The following is a 19,056-nucleotide window of genomic DNA, read 5'->3' on the forward strand; positions in this document are numbered from 1 at the left end:
TCGTTAGCATAAATAAGAATTCAATTGTTAAAATTTCCACAGTCCAATTAAGATAAGCAATACTCCTGGTAAAAAAGAAAATCGTTGAACCCATTTTTTCTTTGAAAAGACAGCTCCACTTTTCATACCCGTATAAACAAATAAAGAACTCATAACAGCTACTAATACAGCCATTCCCCATGGAGACAAGCCTAACAACGCTGCGCCTATTCCTGCTCCAAATGCATCAAGTGATAGTGCCAGCCCTAACATAAAGGCTTCTAGGCCCGTAATCGTTCCTGATTTGTCAAAGTCCGCCACCATTGGCTTCTTTAAAATATTTATCACAAGTCCTAGAGATTTAATTTCAACCTTCACCAAAAGCTTTTCTTCAATTTGTTCGTGTATATGTGATGAAGGACGGAAGAACTGAAACAAAACCCACGCACCGATTAAAACTAGTACAATACCACCTAGTCGGTCAGCAACAACGGGTGATACGAACATCGCGATTGATTTACCTAAACCCATGGCAGCTGCCATGATAATAGCTGAACAGAACGCAATGGTAATGATTGATTTAAACGGTATTTTCATTTTTCTCATACCGTATGTGAAACCTACACTAAAACTATCTAGGCTAACAGCAAACGCTAATAACATAAGTGATGCGAATTGGGACATTACGTAGAGACTCCTTCCTATCTAATTGCTAAGATAGTATATGGAGTCGGCGCTTCTCATGTGAAATGTCCTGTTGATGTCAAAAAAGTCGGATAAAAATGACGGATTGAAAGAGGAACTTCGACTAAATACCGACAACACGTCCTGTGTCGAACGTCGAAGTCACCACATTCTGTGGAAGCGCGTTGGCTTGCTTCTTGAGTTCCTCACGCAGTAACTGCATAAGGCTCCGGTACGCAAGAGCTGCGCCGCCTTGAACTTTCGATGCAGAGGACGTGCTTGTGTCGACAAGACATACTGCCGTGGCGTTCTTGTCGACGCGCTCCTATTTAAACGTTGATTTGGTTATCAACTTTTCTTTTGACACTTTGGACAATAATGAGTTCCTCTCCCACCCACAACTGTTTTTTCTATTTGTGTTCCGCATGTCTTACAGGCTTCCCCCTTTTGGCCATATACAAAGAGCTGGAGCTGAAACAATCCAATTTCCCCCTGTGTATTAACATAGGATCGAATTGTGCTACCACCTTTATCAACAGCCTCATTTAATGTTTGTATTATTTCATGGTGTAGCTTTTTTATTTCTTTTTTGGTAAGAGAATTTGCTGCTCTTTCTGGATAGATGCCTGCTCTAAATAAGGCTTCATCTACGTAAATATTTCCTAGGCCCACCACTTTTGTTTGATCAAGTAGTGCAACCTTGATTTTGCGATTCGTCTTTGCTAGCTTCTCTTCCAGGTATTTTAGTGTAAACTCTTTTGAAAATGGTTCTGGTCCTAATTGGGATAAGGGAAGACTTTTCTCTTCTTCCCCTTTAGTAAATAGATGCATCGTTCCGAACTTTCTAACGTCCCGATAGCGTAATTCCGTTCCATCTGTAAAAGTAAACAAAACATGGGTATGTTTATCATAAGGCTCATTGCTGTCATAGAGGCCATACCTTCCCTCCATTCGCAGATGAGATACCATTACATAGTCGTCTAACATGAATTTTAAGAACTTACCCCTTCTGTCTACATCATGGATTGTTTGTCCACGTAATGCATCTGAAAATTGTTCTACCTCTTCAGGCTTTTTAATCATTTTCGGCCAATGAACAGTAACCTTTTCTATCGTCTTACCTTTTACAAGTTTTACTAAAGTACGCCTTACTGTTTCAACCTCTGGTAGTTCAGGCATATTGTCACATCCTTTTTCAATCAAAAAAGCATTAGCGTAATGTTCACACTTGCTGCCTAATTCACTATATTCTTATCATGATCGAACCTGTATTGAGCACATTTTTAAAAGTGGGAGACCTTTGTTAATTAAGCTACTATTACTTTGCATCATACCAGGTTTTGCCGTAATCATAGTCAACCTTTAAAGGTACCTTTAAGGAAATTGCATTCTCCATAACTTCTGGTACGATTTTTTTCAACACTTCAATTTCATCCTCTGGTGCCTCAAAAATCAATTCATCATGAACCTGCAGAAGTAATTTCGTTTGAAGATTCTCTTCTTTTAACTTTGCGGCCATATCAATCATAGCTTTCTTAATAATATCTGCAGCACTTCCTTGTATTGGTGTGTTCATAGCTGTTCGTTCTGCAAAGCTACGCACATTAAAATTACGGGCTGTAATTTCAGGGATATATCTTCTTCTTTGTAGTAATGTAGACACATATCCTTTTTGCCTAACATCTTCTACAATATCCTCCATATATTCCTTTACACCTGGGAAGCTCGCAAAATAACGTTCAATAAATTGCCCAGCTTCCTTTCGCGTAATTCCAAGATTTTGTGACAATCCAAAATCACTAATCCCATACACAATTCCAAAGTTAACAGCCTTTGCCTGGCGACGCATATTAGAGGTCACTTCCTCCTCTTTTACATGAAAGACATCCATTGCTGTCTTTGTATGTATATCTAAATCGTTTGTAAAAGCGTCTATAAGGTTTTCATCATTTGCGATGTGGGCTAGGACTCTTAACTCGATTTGTGAATAATCAGCCGCAAAGATAAACCAATCCTTATTTGAAGGTATAAAGGCCTGTCTAATTTTCCGCCCCTCTTCTAGTCTTATTGGAATGTTTTGTAGGTTAGGATCTGTTGAACTGAGTCTTCCCGTTTGTGTTAATGCTTGTTGGAAACGTGTATGCACTTTACAAGTGTCCTCATGAACAACTTTTAATAAGCCTTCAATGTAAGTGGATTGAAGCTTTCCAACTTGACGATAGTGGAGAATATATTCAATAATTTCATGCTCGCTCGCTAACTTTTCAAGTATATCAGCCGAAGTTGAATAACCTGTTTTCGTTTTCTTATATACCTTCAATTGAAGTTTTTCAAAGAGAATAACACCAAGCTGCTTAGGTGAATTTATATTAAATTCTTCTCCTGCTAGCTCATAGATCTTTTGTTCAAGCTCTTGAAGATGAGCTTTTAATTCTTCCCCCATTGTTTTTAAACGCTCGACGTCTACCTTTATACCGGTTGATTCCATTTCAGCCAGTATGATGGATAACGGCATTTCTAAATCTGTAAATAATTCATACTGTTCATTATCAGTTAGATCTTTAAAGAAAAGTTCCTTTAAAGTGGTTAAGCAAACTGCCTTTCTGACTAGATGCTCTGCCAAAACTTTCTCTTCAGGTATTCTTCGTTTTGCACCTTTTCCATACACAGCTTCATCTGATTTCAGATTTGTAATTCCCTTTAACTTAGCAACTGCAGCTATATCCTCTGTTGAGTCAGATGGATTTAAAATATAGGACGCAATTAAACAATCAAAATCGATTCCTTTTAATTCAATCCCCTTCCACCCTAGGGCAACAATAGACTTTTTCCCATCAAATACCGTTTTCTTTTTGTCTTTATCTTTAGCCCATGCTTGAAATGCTTCAGACTCTAAAGCTAGCTTTGTTGGAATATAGAAGTTCCCATTCTCATTAGAAACTGCAATACCAACGATATCAGCTTTGTGATAGCTTTCATCGAGCACCTCAACAATAATGGATGATTCTAAAGTTAAAACGTCCTCGGTTATTTCAGTAATGATTTGATAGGCTATCTCTTCTAAAGGTTTGTCTTCGGTTTCCTGGTTTCCTTCAACTTTATCAAGTAATGAGTTAAACCCGAGTTCCTTGAAAAGTTGGACGACCTTTTCACTGTCATAGCCCTGATACTCTATACTGGATAACTCGATGTCTATTGGAGCCTCACGAAGTATTGTTGCGAGCTCTTTACTCATAATCGCTTGGTCTTTATGTTCTTCAAGTTTCTCTTTAAGCTTCTTCCCACTAACTTTATCAATCGAGTCCAATAGCTCCTCTAATGTGTTGAATTCCTGCAGTAGTTTCAGCGCTGTTTTTTCCCCAACCCCCGGAACTCCAGGTATATTATCAGAGTTATCACCCATTAGTCCCTTCATATCAATAATTCGGTCAGGTGTGATTCCGTACTTTTCTCTAATGAATTCTGGTGTATACGAATCTACATCAGTAATACCCTTTTTAGTAATATCTACTGTTACACGATCTGATGCAAGCTGTGTTAAATCTTTATCACCTGATATAACTTTAACCTCAAAGCCTTCTTTTTCAGCTTGAAGTGATAACGTACCGATAATATCATCGGCCTCATAGTTTTCTAACTCATATCTAGCAATATTGTATGCATCTAATAACTCGCGTAAAAAAGGAAACTGCTCGGATAACTCTGGTGGAGTTTTTTGTCTTCCTCCCTTATATTCACTAAAGGTACTATGCCTAAATGTCGTTTTTCCTGCATCAAAAGCGACTAATATATGTGTTGGTTTTTCCTGCTCCAAAATTCGGTTCAAAATCATTGTGAAGCCATATATTGCATTGGTATGTACACCTTTATCATTATTTAATAGGGGTAAGGCAAAAAATGCCCGATATGCTATACTATTTCCATCAATTAAGACAATCTTTTTATCCACAAATATCCTTCCTTTCTTCCATTACAGCGGAAACATTCCACCACATAAAAAAGCCGTATTTTCCTACTGTTCATTTTAGCATGTCGTGAACAGAATGGAAAATAACGGCTTCTTATATAGGTTTGTAGTTATTCAGTATAACCCATTAACAATTGTGCATATGGAGAGTCAGCAGGTAAAATGATAACAGTTTCTCCATCAATTGTGGTCTTATAAGACTCTAATGTACGGAAAAGGTTGTAAAACTCAGGGTCTTTTGAGAATGCTTCGTTATAGATACGAGCTGCTTCTCCTTCCCCTTCACTTCGAATAACCTCTGCATCGGCTTGTGCCTTCGATATAATAACTTTTACTTCTCTATCAGTTTCAGCTTCGATTTCATTCTTTCTAGCGTCCCCTCTTGATAGATAATCTTGAGCAGTTGAATCACGCTCTGAAATCATTCTTGTATATACAGATTGTTCGTTTTCAGCAGGTAAATCCGTACGCTTCATTCGAATATCTGTCACAACAATCCCATATTTATCTTCCTTGAGGTTTCCATTTACGATTTCCGTAATTCGGTCATTAAGACTTCCACGCTCTGATTTTTCATCATTGATAATTTCGTCATAGTTTAAATTACCAAGTTCTGTACGTATTGCTGAGTACACGAATTCATCTAGCTTTGCTTCTGCATTAACAACCGTTCTAGTTGTTGAAATCATTTGTTTTGGATCTTCAATACGCCAAATCGCATAGTTATCAATCATCATACGCTTTTTGTCTTTCGTATTGATTTCCGCCTCTTCTACATCATAAATCATTTGATATTTAGGCAATGTTTCTACTGACTGAATGAACGGTATTTTATAAGATAGACCAGGTGTTTCAACAATTCGAACAACCTCACCGAATTGTCGAATTACCTTATATTCGCCTTCTCGTACAATAAATAGATTAACCAAGACAATCCCAATCATAATCAAAATGATAAGTAGAGTGATACCACCCTTTGTATATTTGCTAAATTTATTGGAGCCTCTTTGTTCATTTAAATCAACAACGTTTTCACTCATTGGTTACCACTCCCTTCTGTTTCTACAGGAGGTACCTGTGTTTGGCTTCCAGGCTGTCGAATTGGCAAGTATTTCATTGTATTGCCATCATCTTTCATAATATAAATCTCAGTATCTGGTAAAACTTCATCCAATGTTTCAAGAATAAGTCGTTGTCTAGTAATCTCAGGATTTTTCGCATATTCATTGTATAGTGCGTTAAATGTAGCTACATCCCCACGTGCAATTTCAATACGTGCAGCTTTATCCCCATTTGCACGGGAAATTAGGGCTGCTTTTTCCCCTTCTGCTTCATTCATTTTTTGGTTTCGGTATTTATTTGCTTCATTTATTTTTGTATTCATCGTTTCACGAGCATCTGTTACATTTGTAAAAGCCTTACGAACTTCTTCGTTTGGTAATTCTACATCCTGTAATTTAACGGCTGTTACGGATATTCCAATATCATATTTTTCTAGTAGATGTGCTAATAGATCTCTTACCTCAGCTTCTATCTTTGCTTTCCCTGAAGTTAAGGCATCGTCAATTTTAGAACTACCGATAATACTCCTCAGTGAAGCAGAAGTAGAATTATATAAAATTTGCTCTGGGTCCTCTGAATTAAAAATAAATTTTGAAGGATCAGTAATTTGCCATTGAACAACCATATCAGCAAGGACTATATTTTCGTCACCGGTTATCATCTTTGTGTCTTTTGGCACATCTGTTATTTCACCATCTTTTTGGTCGTACCCAAACTGTAAACTAAACGTAGTTTTAGATAACTTTTCAACATCCTGTATTGGCCAAGGTAACTTAAAATGGAGACCTGGCTCTGTTATTCCTTCATCTGCCTTACCAAAAGTTAAAATAATTGCTTGCTCTGATTCATCGACTGTATACCATGATGTAAAGGCAACAACACCTAAAATCAAAACTAGCACACTTAGTCCAACAATCGTATAAATACGTTTTAAACTAATCATGCTTTCCCCCCTCAACTTATTTCTACATAGTTTAATACGGATTAAATACAAAAAGGTTTCATTATTGTAAAAAAAGTGACAAGGACATTATGCCCTTGTCAAAAAAGTTTGGCCTCCGAAAATGAAGGGGTTCTCAGTTATCATGATACGGGTTGTATATTAAGGGAATATTTACTAGTTGTAAACATTTTGTAAAGAAACCAAATCAAATGAGCCAGGGCGTATTGTTCCTCTTTCATATTTGAGCATTCCCAACATTACTACTCTAAAAATTAAGGCAAGTTTACAACTGCCTTTTAAGTCGTATCGTAACCGTAGTTCCTTCACCAACCTTGCTGTTTATCAGCACTGATCCTTCATGAGCTTCGATGATATGTTTAACGATTGCAAGGCCTAAACCTGTACCTCCAGAGTTCCTACTCCGATCCTTATCCACTCGATAAAATCTTTCAAAAATTCTCGGAAGTTCTTTTTCTTCTATCCCCACTCCGGTATCAATAACTTTGATTTGTATAAATTCATTCTGACTTGTAACTTGAACGGAAACCTTCGCTCCTTTTGGTGAATATGACAAACTATTATTGATGACATTGATAAAAACTTGTTTCAGACGATCCATATCACCATCAATAGTAGCTGATTCATCCTCAATAAGAAGCTCCAAATGTATATCTCGTTCTAATGATTTTGACCGAAGCATTAGTAGACAATTGTTTAAAAGCTCTTTCACATTAACTCGTGTAATAGTAAGCTTAAAGCCCTTATTCTCCATTTTGGATAGATCTAATAAATCCTGAATAAGCACTTGAAGGCGATGGCTCTCATTTAAAATGATGGAGAGGAATTCTTGTAGCACTGCTTCATCATTCATTGCACCATCCATCAAAGTCTCCGCAAAACCCTTGATTGATGTAATTGGTGTCCGAAGTTCGTGGGACACATTTGCAACGAAGTCCTTACGCATCTGTTCAAGTCTTTTCAAATCAGAAATATCATGGAAAACGAGAACGATTCCCTTCCATTCCGCATTTGTACCAATAATTGGTGCCCCATACACTTCAAAATCTCTTTGTTCGTTATCGATTGAAAGGTGCACTTGTCTTCTTACTCTCCGCTCAGTCATAAAAATTTCTTCTACTAATTTGGTAATTTCATTGTATGTAAGGGCCTCATAGTAAAGTTTCCCCCGTAATTCCTCTTGACTGTTTTTAAAAACTTCATTGATATATTTATTAAAAATACTAATATATCCTTTTCCATCTATAAATAATAGGCCACTACCCATATTTTCAATCAAAGTAAATAATCTATCATGCTGCATTTCATACGACTTCGTCATGGCTTCAATATTTCTTGCAACAATATTAATAGATTGTCCTAGTACCCCTTCTTGACTATCATAATCTTCATAGGTTCTTGCCCTAAAGTTTCCTCTTGCAAGTTCTTTCGCTGCCCTTGTTGCAGCATCAATTGGTTTTGTGTAGGCTGTCGTTATTTGTACAACGATTGATACGATGAGGATTAGTGCAAGTCCTAAGCAAATGACAAGACCTACCCATACCTGTGTACCTACTTTTTCAATAGGGGTACCATGCTGAACACCATTCTCGATAAAGCCTGTAATAAGCTGACCTAAAACAAAACCCAAGCATAGAAAAACTACGATAATTGATGAAATAATTGCAAAAAGAAGGCGAGATTGGATTTTATGCATGAAGCTTTGGCTCCTCAAGCTTGTAGCCTAATCCCCTAACTGTTTTGATAAAACTTGGTTTTTTCGAATCCCTTTCAATCTTTTCACGCAGGTGACTAATGTGAACATCTACGATTCTCGTGTCACCAGCAAAATCATAATTCCATACAGCGCTTAAGAGCTGATCACGTGTTAATACCCTTCCTTTATGTCTTGCTAGATAAACGAGTAGTTCAAATTCCTTTGGCGTTAATTCAAGTGCTACATTATTAAAGTAGGCCTCAAAATACTCAGGCAATATGCGTAAGGAACCTATTACAATTTGATCGACCTTATGATTATCTTCGACTTCTGTTCCCTCGGACTTGCTTGTTCTTCTAAGTATTGCTTTAACGCGGGCAACTACCTCTCTCGGACTAAAGGGTTTTGTCATATAATCGTCGGCACCTAATTCCAAGCCTAAAACTTTATCAAACTCGTCATCCTTTGCAGTTAACATAAGGATGGGGATATCAACTTTACTTTGGCGAAGCTGTTTACAGACTTCGATCCCATCAAGCTTTGGTAGCATCAAGTCTAGTACGATTATCTGAGGACTTTCATCTATGGCTTTCTGTAAACCCTCTTCTCCATCTAAAGCAGTGATTACTTCGTAGCCAGCCTGTTGTAGGTTATACTGAAGTAATGTAATGATCGACTGTTCATCATCTACAACCAATACCTTTTTATTCATTGCCTTCCTCCATTTAAAAAGATAAACCCCATCATCTTTCTCTCTATCTATCTATATAAGTCATTATAGAATAACATACCATACTTACCAAGCATTTGTTTCCCTATAGTCACACAATAGGTATATATATCCAAAGTACAAGTATTTAAAAGGCTGGTGTAAAATTTGCCTTATGTTCCCCTTCATACAATAAAAACAATGATACATCTTAAAATAAAAAAAAAGAGAGCTTTAGACTCTCTTAAAAGTTTTCAAGAATTTTCCCTTCCATAGGTGAAATTCTTTGTGGAGGACAGACCAATAATTTCCCTTCGATTACTTGTGCTTCCTCTTCATCTATTGCTGATACTGTAATTTCAACAGTGTGATCATCATAGTTAATTTTTGTGACCTCAAATAAAAACTGTACTGTTGCATAGTGGAAAAGGGGCTTCAAGAATTCAATATCCTGTTTAAGGACATGGCTACCAGGACCTGGTAAGTATTTTGAAACCGCCGCTATTATAATCCCAGTTAACATCACTGTTGGAACAATTGGCTTTTTAAAAGGAGTTTGGGATGCATAATCATGTTGAATATATAGTGGATTTGCATCGTTCGTTAATCCAAGATACAGAAGTAAATCTTTATCTTCTATTTTCTCAGTCAAGGAGAGCTTCTCCCCGACTGTCATCTCCTCAATCCTTCTACCTAATTTTCGTTTTTTCCCTAGTAACATGAAAACGGTAGCACCTCCATTGATTTTAAATAATCTATATATGTATGTATAAAAGATTCGGGTTTCCCCGAATCTTTTTTTCATTTATGCTTAAACAAGGATGTCCATCACATTTTTAACCGAAGCGGCTGATTTTGCAAGTTCTGCTTTTTCTTGATCAGTAAGCTCGAGTTCGATGATTTTTTCGATGCCGTTTGCCCCAAGAATCGTTGGCACTCCAAGGTAAATCCCCTCAAATCCATATTCACCCTCTAAATATGCAATTGCAGGAAGAACACGTCGTTGATCTTTTAGAATAGCTTCTACCATTTCTACTAAAGAAGCAGCAGGTGCATAGTAAGCACTTCCGTTCCCTAATAGATTTACAATTTCTCCGCCACCTTTTCGTGTTCGTTCAACAATGGCATCTAGTCGTTCTTTAGGTAATAGAGTTTCAAGAGGTATACCGCCTGCATAGGAGTAACGAACGAGTGGAACCATGTCATCACCGTGACCACCTAGAACAAAGCCAGTAATATCCTTTACAGATAGATTTAATTCTTGAGCAATAAACGTACGGAAACGTGCAGTGTCTAAAACCCCTGATTGACCGATTACACGATTTTTAGGGAAACCACATTCCTTAAATACAGTATATGTCATTGCATCAACAGGGTTTGTTAGTACAATGATATAACTAGTAGGAGAGTATTTTGCAATTTCTTGTGCAACGCTCTTCATAATCCTTTGATTTGTTTGAACGAGATCATCACGACTCATACCAGGCTTACGTGCAATTCCCGCTGTAATGACAACTATATCCGAATTTGCTGTATCCTCATAATTAGAAGTACCAGTAATAGATGCATCAAATCCTTGTACAGGACCAGCCTCCAACATATCCAAAGCTTTTCCTTTTGTTGGATTTTCCATCTGTGGTATATCTACTAAAACTACATCACCTAGCTCTTTTTGCGCAATAAGAAATGCAGTTGTCGCACCTGTGAATCCGCTTCCAATAACAGAGATTTTTTTACGTTTAAATTGGCTCATTCTAAATCCTCCCTGAATGTATATAAGAGACTACCCTAAAACTACAGACTGTTGACAAACGCTCGCATACTGAGTTGCTTGCTTCGCTGTCCGCTCATGAGGGGCAACTTCGATTCGCGTCTTCACTCGGCCTGCGCGCCTTGACTGACAAGCGTTTTCAAGACAGTCTAGGATCATACGTCACTCTTTAGATTACCATACATAACTGCGTGTAGACAAAGTCTTAACTGACTTTGTCTACACGTTGAGACTACCCTTTGACTAGGGTAGTCACTTTTTTAAAATATTAACCTAAGTTCTTAATTAGTTCAGTAGCAAATTCAGAACATTTCACTTCTGTTGCGCCTTCCATTAGGCGAGCAAAGTCATATGTTACAACTTTAGATTCAATCGTTTTTTCCATTGAATTCATAATTAAAGTAGCTGCTTCATTCCAACCAAGGTGTTCTAACATTAATACACCTGAAAGTAATACAGATGATGGATTTACTTTATCCAATCCTGCATATTTAGGAGCTGTTCCGTGTGTAGCTTCAAAAATTGCATGTCCAGTTTCATAGTTGATGTTAGCTCCTGGAGCGATACCAATTCCACCAACTTGAGCTGCTAATGCATCAGAAATGTAGTCACCATTTAAGTTCATTGTTGCTACAACATCAAATTCACGTGGACGTGTTAAGATTTGTTGTAAGAAAATATCTGCAATTGAATCTTTCACAATGATTTTACCTGCTGCTTCAGCATCTGCTTGTGCTTTATTTGCTGCATCTTTACCTTCTTCTTCAACGATACGGTCGTACTGAGCCCATGTAAATACTTTGTCACCGAATTCTTGTTCAGCAAGCTCGTAACCCCAGTTTTTGAATGCACCTTCAGTGTACTTCATGATATTTCCTTTATGAACAAGAGTTACAGATTTGCGTCCTTGCTCGATTGCATAGTTAATTGCAGCACGTACAAGACGTTTAGTTCCTTCTTCAGAAACAGGCTTAATACCAATACCTGAAGTTTCTGGGAAACGAATTTTATTAACTCCTAATTCATTTTTCAAGAAGTTAATTAGCTTTTCAACTTCTTCAGAACCTTTAGCATATTCAATACCTGCATAAATATCTTCAGTGTTTTCTCGGAAGATAACCATATCTGTGTCTTCTGGACGCTTTACTGGTGATGGTACACCTGTAAAATAACGCACTGGACGAAGACAAGTAAATAAATCAAGTTCTTGACGTAATGCAACGTTTAGAGAACGGATACCACCACCAACTGGTGTAGTAAGAGGTCCTTTAATTGCAATTATGTACTCACGAATAACGTCTAATGTTTCTTCTGGTAACCATTCGCCAGTTTGATTAAAAGCTTTTTCACCTGCTAAAACTTCTTTCCATACGATTGATTTTTCACCATTGTATGCTTTTTCAACAGCAGCTTCTAACACACGTGATGCTGCAGCCCAGATATCAGGACCAGTGCCGTCACCTTCAATAAATGGGATAACTGGATTATTTGGTACGTTTAATACACCATTTGTTACTGTAATTTTTTCACCTTGAGTCACTAGAACTACCTCCTGATTTCATAGAAAGTATTTCAAGAAAATGAAAAGAAACCCTCTTGAAATACTTTTCTTTTTTATTTTAATATATATTGTTAGATTTATTAACCTCTTTGCTCTAATTGAACATATTTTTGCATACCTGGACCAGTGTATTCAGCACGTGGGCGGATTAATCGGTTGTTGTCATATTGCTCAAGAATATGAGCTAACCATCCTGATACTCGGCTTACTGCAAAGATAGGTGTAAATAAATCATGATCAATACCTAAGCTATGGTATACAGATGCTGAGTAAAAATCAACATTTGGTGGAAGTGGTTTTTCACTTGTAACAATTTCTTCAATCTTTGTTGACATCTCATACCATTTCGGCTCACCAGTTAATGATGTTAATTTTTGAGACATTGCCTTCAAGTGTTTTGCACGTGGATCACCTTTTCTGTATACTCGGTGACCAAATCCCATAATTTTTTCTTTGTTTCCTAATTTTGTTTTAATATATGTTTCTACGTTTTCAACTTCACCTATTTCAGAAAGCATTTTCATAACAGCTTCGTTTGCACCACCGTGAAGTGGACCTTTTAAAGCTCCGATTGCAGCTGTAACACCTGAATAGATATCAGATAAAGTAGCAACGCATACACGCGCTGTAAATGTAGACGCGTTTAATTCATGATCCGCATGGAGAACTAATGCTTTATTGAATGCTTCTTCAGCAATTTCGCTTGGCTCTTCACCAGTCAACATATATAAGAAGTTCCCTGCAAAGCTTAAATCAGTTCTTGGTGCAACTGGTTCTAATCCTTTACGAACACGTGAAAACGCTGTAACAATTGATGGTAGTTTGGCTTGTAGACGAATAGCCTTGCGATAGTTTGCTTCTGGTTCCATTACGTCTGACTCTTCATCATATAAGCCTAAGAGTGAAACAGCTGAGCGAAGAGCAGCCATTGGGTGAACCTTATCAATCGGGTATGATTTGAAATGATTAAGTACTTCTTGTGGAAGACTTGCGTTTTCTGCAAGTTGCTTTTTCAATTCAACTAATTCTTCTTTATTTGGTAGTTTACGATGCCATAGTAGGTAGACAACTTCTTCAAAACTAGCATTCTCCGCTAAATCATCAATATCGAATCCTGCATAAGTTAACGTATCATCAATAATTGAACTGATTGAAGACGTTGTAGCTACAATTCCTTCTAGACCCTTTGTTGCTGTCATAAGATCCTTCATCTCCTTTTAAAAATTTCCCCTGCCCCTTTAAGAGGTAAAATGAGCGCATGCTCAAAAAGAAAACATACCTTATCGTCATAATCTATTTGAGTATGAAATTAGCCGATTCATTTATAAAGTAAATGCTTTCATTTTGAAAAAAATCGCTCTAAACCACAAATAACAAAATAGTATTGTGACAATAAAAAATTGCTATGCAAGTGAATGAATAAATACGTAGAAAAATATGTAACCCCTGATTCTATTATAATAAATAATCAGACTTTTGTGAATCGAAAGAGCCAAATTTACTAATAAAATATTATTACAATAAAGCAATTTCCTATTACACCAACTTCATTAGGTTATATGCACAACTATGGTGAATATCAAAAAACTGACTCTTTGTCTAATTTTATCCTAATTTGCAGTTTGCTTACGACAGATTTTCACTCGCTCATAACGTATAATATCACATATATAACTTTTTCTCCATAATTGGAAACTTTAATTACCTTTTATCCGTATTACTTTTAAAGATTTTTAATAGATTGTAAAATAAAATTATAGATTTGCCTAGGGAGGAAAAAGTTTGAATATTAATTATGTATACGGTTTTCTTCGCTTTCTATTAGTTTTAGCTTTATCAGTCATCGGGGTTATTCTTTCTTATTATCTTTTTAGACTTACATATCCATTTTTAATTGCTTTATTGCTTGCATTTTTAATTAATCCTCTTGTGAACCTTTTTGAACGCAAAGCAAGAATGCCTCGTGGTTTATCGGTATTTTTAGGCATATTTCTAGTGTTCGGGCTAATTACTGCTTTCCTAACGTTTTTAATCGCCGAGATCATCTCTGGTGCAAATTATTTGGCAAGTGAGGTTCCACAACACTTTGAAAAACTGGTAATCTATTTTGAAAATCTAATTGTCGGCCAAGTCATACCTTTATATGAAAGGTTGACTAGTATGTTCGATAATTTAGAACAAGGTCAACAGCAAACAATAATGGATAATATTAGTAATGTTGGTACAACCATTGCTACAAATGTAGGGGAATTCGTAAAGGCATTTTTAGAGAATATTCCAAAGTTTTTAGGATGGCTACCTAATGCAGCTACTGTTATTGTTTTTTCTCTGCTTGCTACATTTTTCATTAGTAAAGACTGGAATAAGTTTGTTATTTACGGAAGAAAGTTTATACCAGTTAAAGCGAGAACGAGTGGTAAATCTGTATTTATCGAGCTAAAAAAGGCTCTCTTTGGTTTTATTAAGGCTCAAGCGACGTTAATTTCTATAACAGCAGGAATCGTGTTAATTGGATTATTAATTTTACGAGTAGATTACGCAATTACTATTGCATTGTTAATTGGAATTGTCGACCTTCTTCCTTATTTAGGAACAGGACTTGTATTTGTTCCGTGGATTATATACTCAGCCTTTAGTGGTAACCTAGCCTTTGCGATAGGTCTTGGAATCTTGTATTTAGTTGTTATTGTTCAACGCCAAGTAATGGAGCCTAAGATTCTTTCTTCAAGTATCGGTTTGGATCCACTAGCAACCTTGATATCCCTTTTTGTTGGTTTTCAGCTGTTTGGATTCCTTGGCCTTATTATTGGTCCTGTAATTTTAGTGATCATTCGAACTTTATACACAACTGGTGTTTTTCAAGATATTTGGAAGTTTATTATGGGAAAAGAAGTATAAAAAGAGGAAGCCATTGTTACTGCAATGGCTTCCTTTACTGTTACCAACGGCGGATTACAGTATATTGGCCTTTTTCGACCATACGTCTAATCCAATTCCCTATAATAGGCTTAAAAAACTTTCTCGTAACTGGAAGTAACAAAAGAAATCCAATAAGGTCTGTAATGTATCCAGGAGATAGAAGTAATATACCCCCTACAAGGATACATATCCCATCCAATATGGATTCACCAGGAGCCTGACCATAGTTCATTTGCTCTTGGGCTCGTCTAAGTGTTTCTAGTCCCTCTTTTTTTGCGAGCCATGCCCCTATCACTCCTGTAAGGATAATTAGCAGGAACGTAATTGGAACTCCTAGCGTTTTTCCTGATAAAATAAGGACACTTATTTCTAAAGCAGGTACAATAATGATTAATGCAAGTAAGTATCTCATTTTATATTGTCCCCCTAATCAAATGCGAATTAGCGTATTTACGCCCATATTTTAGGCAACCACAAGGTGATTACAAGACGTTGCCACAGGATATGTGGCATTCTTACTCTTTCATTTAGTACTATCAAAACTTTCTTTGAAGGTCTGCGGCATCTGCCTGAGGCTATACCTGTATTCAGTCGGAATTTGAACCTGACTCAGTAAAGGTAAGCTTTCTTTAATTATACGTTACTTTTTTTGAAAGAGTAGTCCAAATATAGAAAAAAAGAGAAGGTTTCCCTTCTCTTTTTTATAGAACGTTCGCATGTCCTTCGTATATCACACCACGTGATGAATCAACTGTTATATCTTGACCATCTTTTAAGAGTGCTGTTGCATTTTCTACCCCTACGATAACTGGGATACCTAAGCTTAATCCCACTACTGCTGCATGGCTAGTAAGACCGCCTTCTTCAGTGATTAGAGCAGATGCTTGCTCAATGTATTTAACCATGTCACGATCAGTTGCTGGGGTTACGAGGATAGCCCCATCATACATTTTCGCTTCTGCTTCTTCACTAGTAGCAGCCACTACTACCTTACCGAAAGCAGTTTTCCGACCAATTCCTTGACCGTTTGCAATTGTATTACCGACTACATGAATTTTCATAATGTTGGTAGTTCCACATTCTCCTACTGGAACACCTGCAGTAATCACAACTAAATCACCTGGTTTGATAATCCCAGTGTTTAGCGCACTTTCTACAGAGTTATCTAGCATTTCATCAGTTGATTTTGCAACATTACCAGTTTGCGCATAGACTCCCCAAACTAGCGAAAGTTTTCTAGTTGTTGATTCATTTGCCGTTACTGCAATAATCGGAGCCTTTGGACGATATTTTGAGATCATTCTTGCCGTATGTCCGCTCTCAGTAGGAGTAACAATAGCAGACACATCTAAATTTAATGCAGTATGTGCAACAGATTGTCCAATTGCATCTGTAATGGTGATACCGGAAATTCTGCTACGCTGTGATAAGATTTCTCTATGAACTAGAGCCTGTTCCGCACGAGAAGCTATGTTATGCATTGTTTGAACAGCTTCTACTGGATATGAACCAGCAGCCGTTTCACCAGAAAGCATAATTGCGTCAGTCCCGTCAAAAATTGCATTCGCAACATCACTTGCTTCTGCTCGTGTTGGTCTAGGATTTCGTTGCATGGAATCTAGCATTTGTGTTGCAGTAATAACTGGTTTACCAAGAGCATTACATTTTTTGATTAATTCCTTTTGAACAAGTGGTACTTCTTCAGCAGGAATTTCAACACCTAAGTCCCCACGTGCAACCATTAAGCCATCAGATACCTCAAGAATCTCATCAATGTTGTCTACGCCCTCTTGATTTTCAATTTTAGGGATAATCTGAATAGTTTCACCATTATTTTCTTCTAATAATTCTCTTATTTCTAATACATCAGATGCACGGCGTACGAACGATGCTGCGATATAGTCAACATCCTGCTGGATTCCAAACACGATATCATTTGCATCTTTTTCCGTGATACCAGGTAAATTCACACTTACCCCTGGTACGTTTACACCTTTTTTATTTTTTAATGTGCCACTATTTAATACTTTTGTAAGGATTTCTTGTTTTTGCTCATTAACTTCGACTACTTCAAGACCAATTAAACCATCGTCAAGTAGGATTCTTGAACCCGGTTGTACATCTTGAATAAGACCTGAATATGTAATAGAGAACTTTTCTGGTGTACCAATTACCTCTTCCATAGAGATAATTACAGTCGACCCTTCAACTAATTCGATTGTGCCATTTTCCATCGTATGTGTACGAATCTCAGGTCCTTTTGTATCTAATAAAATGGCCACATTTTTCCCTGTAAGCTTTGATGCTTCACGAATGTTTTTGATACGTGCACCATGTTCTTCAAAATCACCATGTGAAAAGTTCAATCTCGCAACATTCATTCCTGCATTTACCAGTGCTACTAGCTTTTCTACACTTTCACTTGCAGGACCAATCGTACATACTATTTTTGTTTTTCTCATTATATTTCCTCCTCTATAATCCCCATTTTCAAATGAGCGATTACCAATACCTCTAAATCAACTGTACCCGACTAGGAATCTTACCACACTAGATTGATAATTCTTGTGATAAGTTATACATTTTTTCGTCTATCGTATGTTTGCGATCTAATATTTCAAGAATATCGTGATCCACTAATTTGTTTTGCTGGATACCTACTGCTCGTCCGCCTTTGCCTTCTAATAACAATTCAACAGCTTTAGCACCTAAGCGACTAGCCAATACTCTGTCTGTTGCAGTTGGTGATCCTCCACGTTGGATATGTCCAAGAACACTTACTCTTGTTTCAAAATTTGTAGCCTCTTCAATTTTTTTACCTATTTCTACTCCGCTTCCTACACCTTCAGCAACAACGATGATACTGTGTTTTTTGCCACGATCATGTCCACGGTTAAGTTTGGCAATCACTTCATTCATATCATGTTCAGCTTCAGGGATTATGATCGTTTCTGCTCCACCTGCTAGCCCTGCCCATAGAGCTAGGTCCCCAGCATGTCTCCCCATAACCTCTATTACATATGTACGTTCATGTGAAGTTGCAGTATCACGAATCTTATCGATGGCATCGATTACGGTGTTTAGTGCAGTATCAAAACCAATAGTAAAGTCAGTTCCTGGTATATCGTTATCAATCGTGCCCGGAACGCCTACACACGGAAAGCCAAGTTCAGTTAGCTTTTTAGCTCCACGGTACGAACCATCTCCACCAATTACAACTAAACCTTCAATTCCAAGTTTTTTAAGTTGCTCTATTCCCTTTTTTCGACCTTCTTCTGTTTTGAATTCTTCACATCTCGCTGTGTAAAGCATTGTACCACCACGATGAATGATATCACCAACAGAACCAATCTCTAATTTTTTAATTTGTCCACTGATTAATCCAGCATATCCTTGGTATACTCCATATACCTCTAGATCATGATAAATTGCTTTACGTACAACAGCACGTATCGCTGCGTTCATACCAGGTGAATCTCCACCACTTGTTAAAACACCTATTCTTTTCATGCTTCCACCTCTATGTAAAAAATAATCTAGACACTTCCATTGTTCTTGGTACAACTTTTCAATTACCTCATTATTTTGTCGCAATATGTATAAAATAACACTAATATATAAGTAAAACAACTAAGTTTTCATATTAAAATTAGAAAATGTTGCAGAATTATGACAGAAAAAAGAGAAATGTAAGGTATTGAATTGATGGAGAAAAACACAATAAAAGTATGCTATGAACGGTTAATT

At 37.0% G+C, this 19,056-nt stretch carries 14 protein-coding genes and 1 pseudogene; 1 reads left to right on the forward strand and 14 read right to left on the reverse strand.

The window, feature by feature from the left end; genetic code table 11:
* Positions 1 to 27: 27 nt before the first annotated feature.
* The 11 genes and pseudogenes from ytaF to citZ form a co-directional block, all read right to left on the reverse strand.
* Positions 28 to 663 carry a sporulation membrane protein YtaF gene (gene ytaF, locus ACWNMY_RS05225; protein WP_449537214.1) on the reverse strand — a complete coding sequence of 212 codons (636 nt, stop codon included), beginning with the start codon at positions 661 to 663 and terminating at the stop codon, positions 28 to 30.
* A 348-nt stretch (positions 664 to 1,011) separates the two neighbouring features.
* Complete coding sequence (gene mutM, locus ACWNMY_RS05230) at positions 1,012 to 1,842, reverse strand: DNA-formamidopyrimidine glycosylase (protein ID WP_449537215.1); 831 nt, start codon at positions 1,840 to 1,842, stop codon at positions 1,012 to 1,014.
* Positions 1,843 to 1,981: 139 nt separating this feature from the next.
* A complete protein-coding gene (gene polA / locus ACWNMY_RS05235; RefSeq protein WP_449537216.1) occupies positions 1,982 to 4,612 on the reverse strand; it encodes a DNA polymerase I in 2,631 nt (876 codons plus the stop codon).
* A gap of 128 nt (positions 4,613 to 4,740) precedes the next feature.
* Positions 4,741 to 5,670, reverse strand: a complete 930-nt coding sequence (gene hflC, locus ACWNMY_RS05240) for a protease modulator HflC (RefSeq protein WP_449537217.1) — start codon at positions 5,668 to 5,670, stop codon at positions 4,741 to 4,743.
* The gene (gene hflK / locus ACWNMY_RS05245; protein ID WP_449537218.1) at positions 5,667 to 6,635 is read right to left on the reverse strand and encodes an FtsH protease activity modulator HflK; all 969 of its coding nucleotides are present in this window, start codon (positions 6,633 to 6,635) and stop codon (positions 5,667 to 5,669) included. The genes hflC and hflK overlap by 4 nt, the downstream gene beginning before the upstream one ends.
* A gap of 283 nt (positions 6,636 to 6,918) precedes the next feature.
* A complete protein-coding gene (pnpS, locus tag ACWNMY_RS05250; protein ID WP_449537219.1) occupies positions 6,919 to 8,349 on the reverse strand; it encodes a two-component system histidine kinase PnpS in 1,431 nt (476 codons plus the stop codon).
* A complete protein-coding gene (locus ACWNMY_RS05255; protein ID WP_449537220.1) occupies positions 8,342 to 9,061 on the reverse strand; it encodes a winged helix-turn-helix domain-containing protein in 720 nt (239 codons plus the stop codon). Before ACWNMY_RS05255 ends, pnpS begins: the two co-directional genes overlap by 8 nt.
* Before the next feature lie 241 nt (positions 9,062 to 9,302).
* Positions 9,303 to 9,779 (reverse strand): MaoC/PaaZ C-terminal domain-containing protein, encoded by a 477-nt coding sequence (locus tag ACWNMY_RS05260; RefSeq protein WP_449537221.1) that lies wholly within the window; start codon positions 9,777 to 9,779, stop codon positions 9,303 to 9,305.
* Positions 9,780 to 9,869: 90 nt separating this feature from the next.
* Complete coding sequence (mdh, locus tag ACWNMY_RS05265) at positions 9,870 to 10,811, reverse strand: malate dehydrogenase (protein WP_449537222.1); 942 nt, start codon at positions 10,809 to 10,811, stop codon at positions 9,870 to 9,872.
* A gap of 286 nt (positions 10,812 to 11,097) precedes the next feature.
* Positions 11,098 to 12,372 (reverse strand): annotated as a pseudogene (gene icd / locus ACWNMY_RS05270) (NADP-dependent isocitrate dehydrogenase); the annotation flags it as partial.
* 98 nt (positions 12,373 to 12,470) lie between these two features.
* On the reverse strand, positions 12,471 to 13,589 hold the full coding sequence (gene citZ / locus ACWNMY_RS05275; RefSeq protein ID WP_449537223.1) for a citrate synthase: 1,119 nt from the start codon (positions 13,587 to 13,589) through the stop codon (positions 12,471 to 12,473).
* 583 nt (positions 13,590 to 14,172) lie between these two features.
* Between citZ and ytvI the strand changes: the two genes are divergently transcribed.
* Complete coding sequence (gene ytvI, locus ACWNMY_RS05280; RefSeq protein WP_449537224.1) at positions 14,173 to 15,288, forward strand: sporulation integral membrane protein YtvI; 1,116 nt, start codon at positions 14,173 to 14,175, stop codon at positions 15,286 to 15,288.
* 40 nt (positions 15,289 to 15,328) lie between these two features.
* Here the strand turns inward: ytvI and ACWNMY_RS05285 are convergent, their stop codons facing one another.
* The 3 genes from ACWNMY_RS05285 to pfkA form a co-directional block, all read right to left on the reverse strand.
* Positions 15,329 to 15,721: an FxsA family protein gene (locus ACWNMY_RS05285; RefSeq protein ID WP_449537225.1), complete on the reverse strand. Its 393-nt coding sequence runs from the start codon at positions 15,719 to 15,721 to the stop codon at positions 15,329 to 15,331.
* Positions 15,722 to 16,010: 289 nt separating this feature from the next.
* Positions 16,011 to 17,771, reverse strand: coding sequence for a pyruvate kinase (pyk, locus tag ACWNMY_RS05290; RefSeq protein ID WP_449537226.1), 1,761 nt, complete (start codon positions 17,769 to 17,771; stop codon positions 16,011 to 16,013).
* Positions 17,772 to 17,859: 88 nt separating this feature from the next.
* Positions 17,860 to 18,819: a 6-phosphofructokinase gene (gene pfkA / locus ACWNMY_RS05295; protein WP_449537227.1), complete on the reverse strand. Its 960-nt coding sequence runs from the start codon at positions 18,817 to 18,819 to the stop codon at positions 17,860 to 17,862.
* Positions 18,820 to 19,056 lie beyond the last annotated feature (237 nt).

The sequence above is a fragment of the Ferdinandcohnia sp. Marseille-Q9671 genome (genome assembly GCF_976954385.1).

Bases quoted from the DNA above. Each gene is read 5' to 3' on its own strand.
- ytaF (WP_449537214.1), bottom strand. From the start codon at position 663: ATGTCCCAATTCGCATCACTTATGTTATTAGCGTTTGCTGTTAGCCTA.
- mutM (WP_449537215.1), bottom strand. From the start codon at position 1,842: ATGCCTGAACTACCAGAGGTTGAAACAGTAAGGCGTACTTTAGTAAAA.
- hflC (WP_449537217.1), bottom strand. From the start codon at position 5,670: ATGAGTGAAAACGTTGTTGATTTAAATGAACAAAGAGGCTCCAATAAA.
- hflK (WP_449537218.1), bottom strand. From the start codon at position 6,635: ATGATTAGTTTAAAACGTATTTATACGATTGTTGGACTAAGTGTGCTA.
- pnpS (WP_449537219.1), bottom strand. From the start codon at position 8,349: ATGCATAAAATCCAATCTCGCCTTCTTTTTGCAATTATTTCATCAATT.
- ACWNMY_RS05255 (WP_449537220.1), bottom strand. From the start codon at position 9,061: ATGAATAAAAAGGTATTGGTTGTAGATGATGAACAGTCGATCATTACA.
- ACWNMY_RS05260 (WP_449537221.1), bottom strand. From the start codon at position 9,779: ATGTTACTAGGGAAAAAACGAAAATTAGGTAGAAGGATTGAGGAGATG.
- mdh (WP_449537222.1), bottom strand. From the start codon at position 10,811: ATGAGCCAATTTAAACGTAAAAAAATCTCTGTTATTGGAAGCGGATTC.
- citZ (WP_449537223.1), bottom strand. From the start codon at position 13,589: ATGACAGCAACAAAGGGTCTAGAAGGAATTGTAGCTACAACGTCTTCA.
- ACWNMY_RS05285 (WP_449537225.1), bottom strand. From the start codon at position 15,721: ATGAGATACTTACTTGCATTAATCATTATTGTACCTGCTTTAGAAATA.
- pyk (WP_449537226.1), bottom strand. From the start codon at position 17,771: ATGAGAAAAACAAAAATAGTATGTACGATTGGTCCTGCAAGTGAAAGT.
- pfkA (WP_449537227.1), bottom strand. From the start codon at position 18,819: ATGAAAAGAATAGGTGTTTTAACAAGTGGTGGAGATTCACCTGGTATG.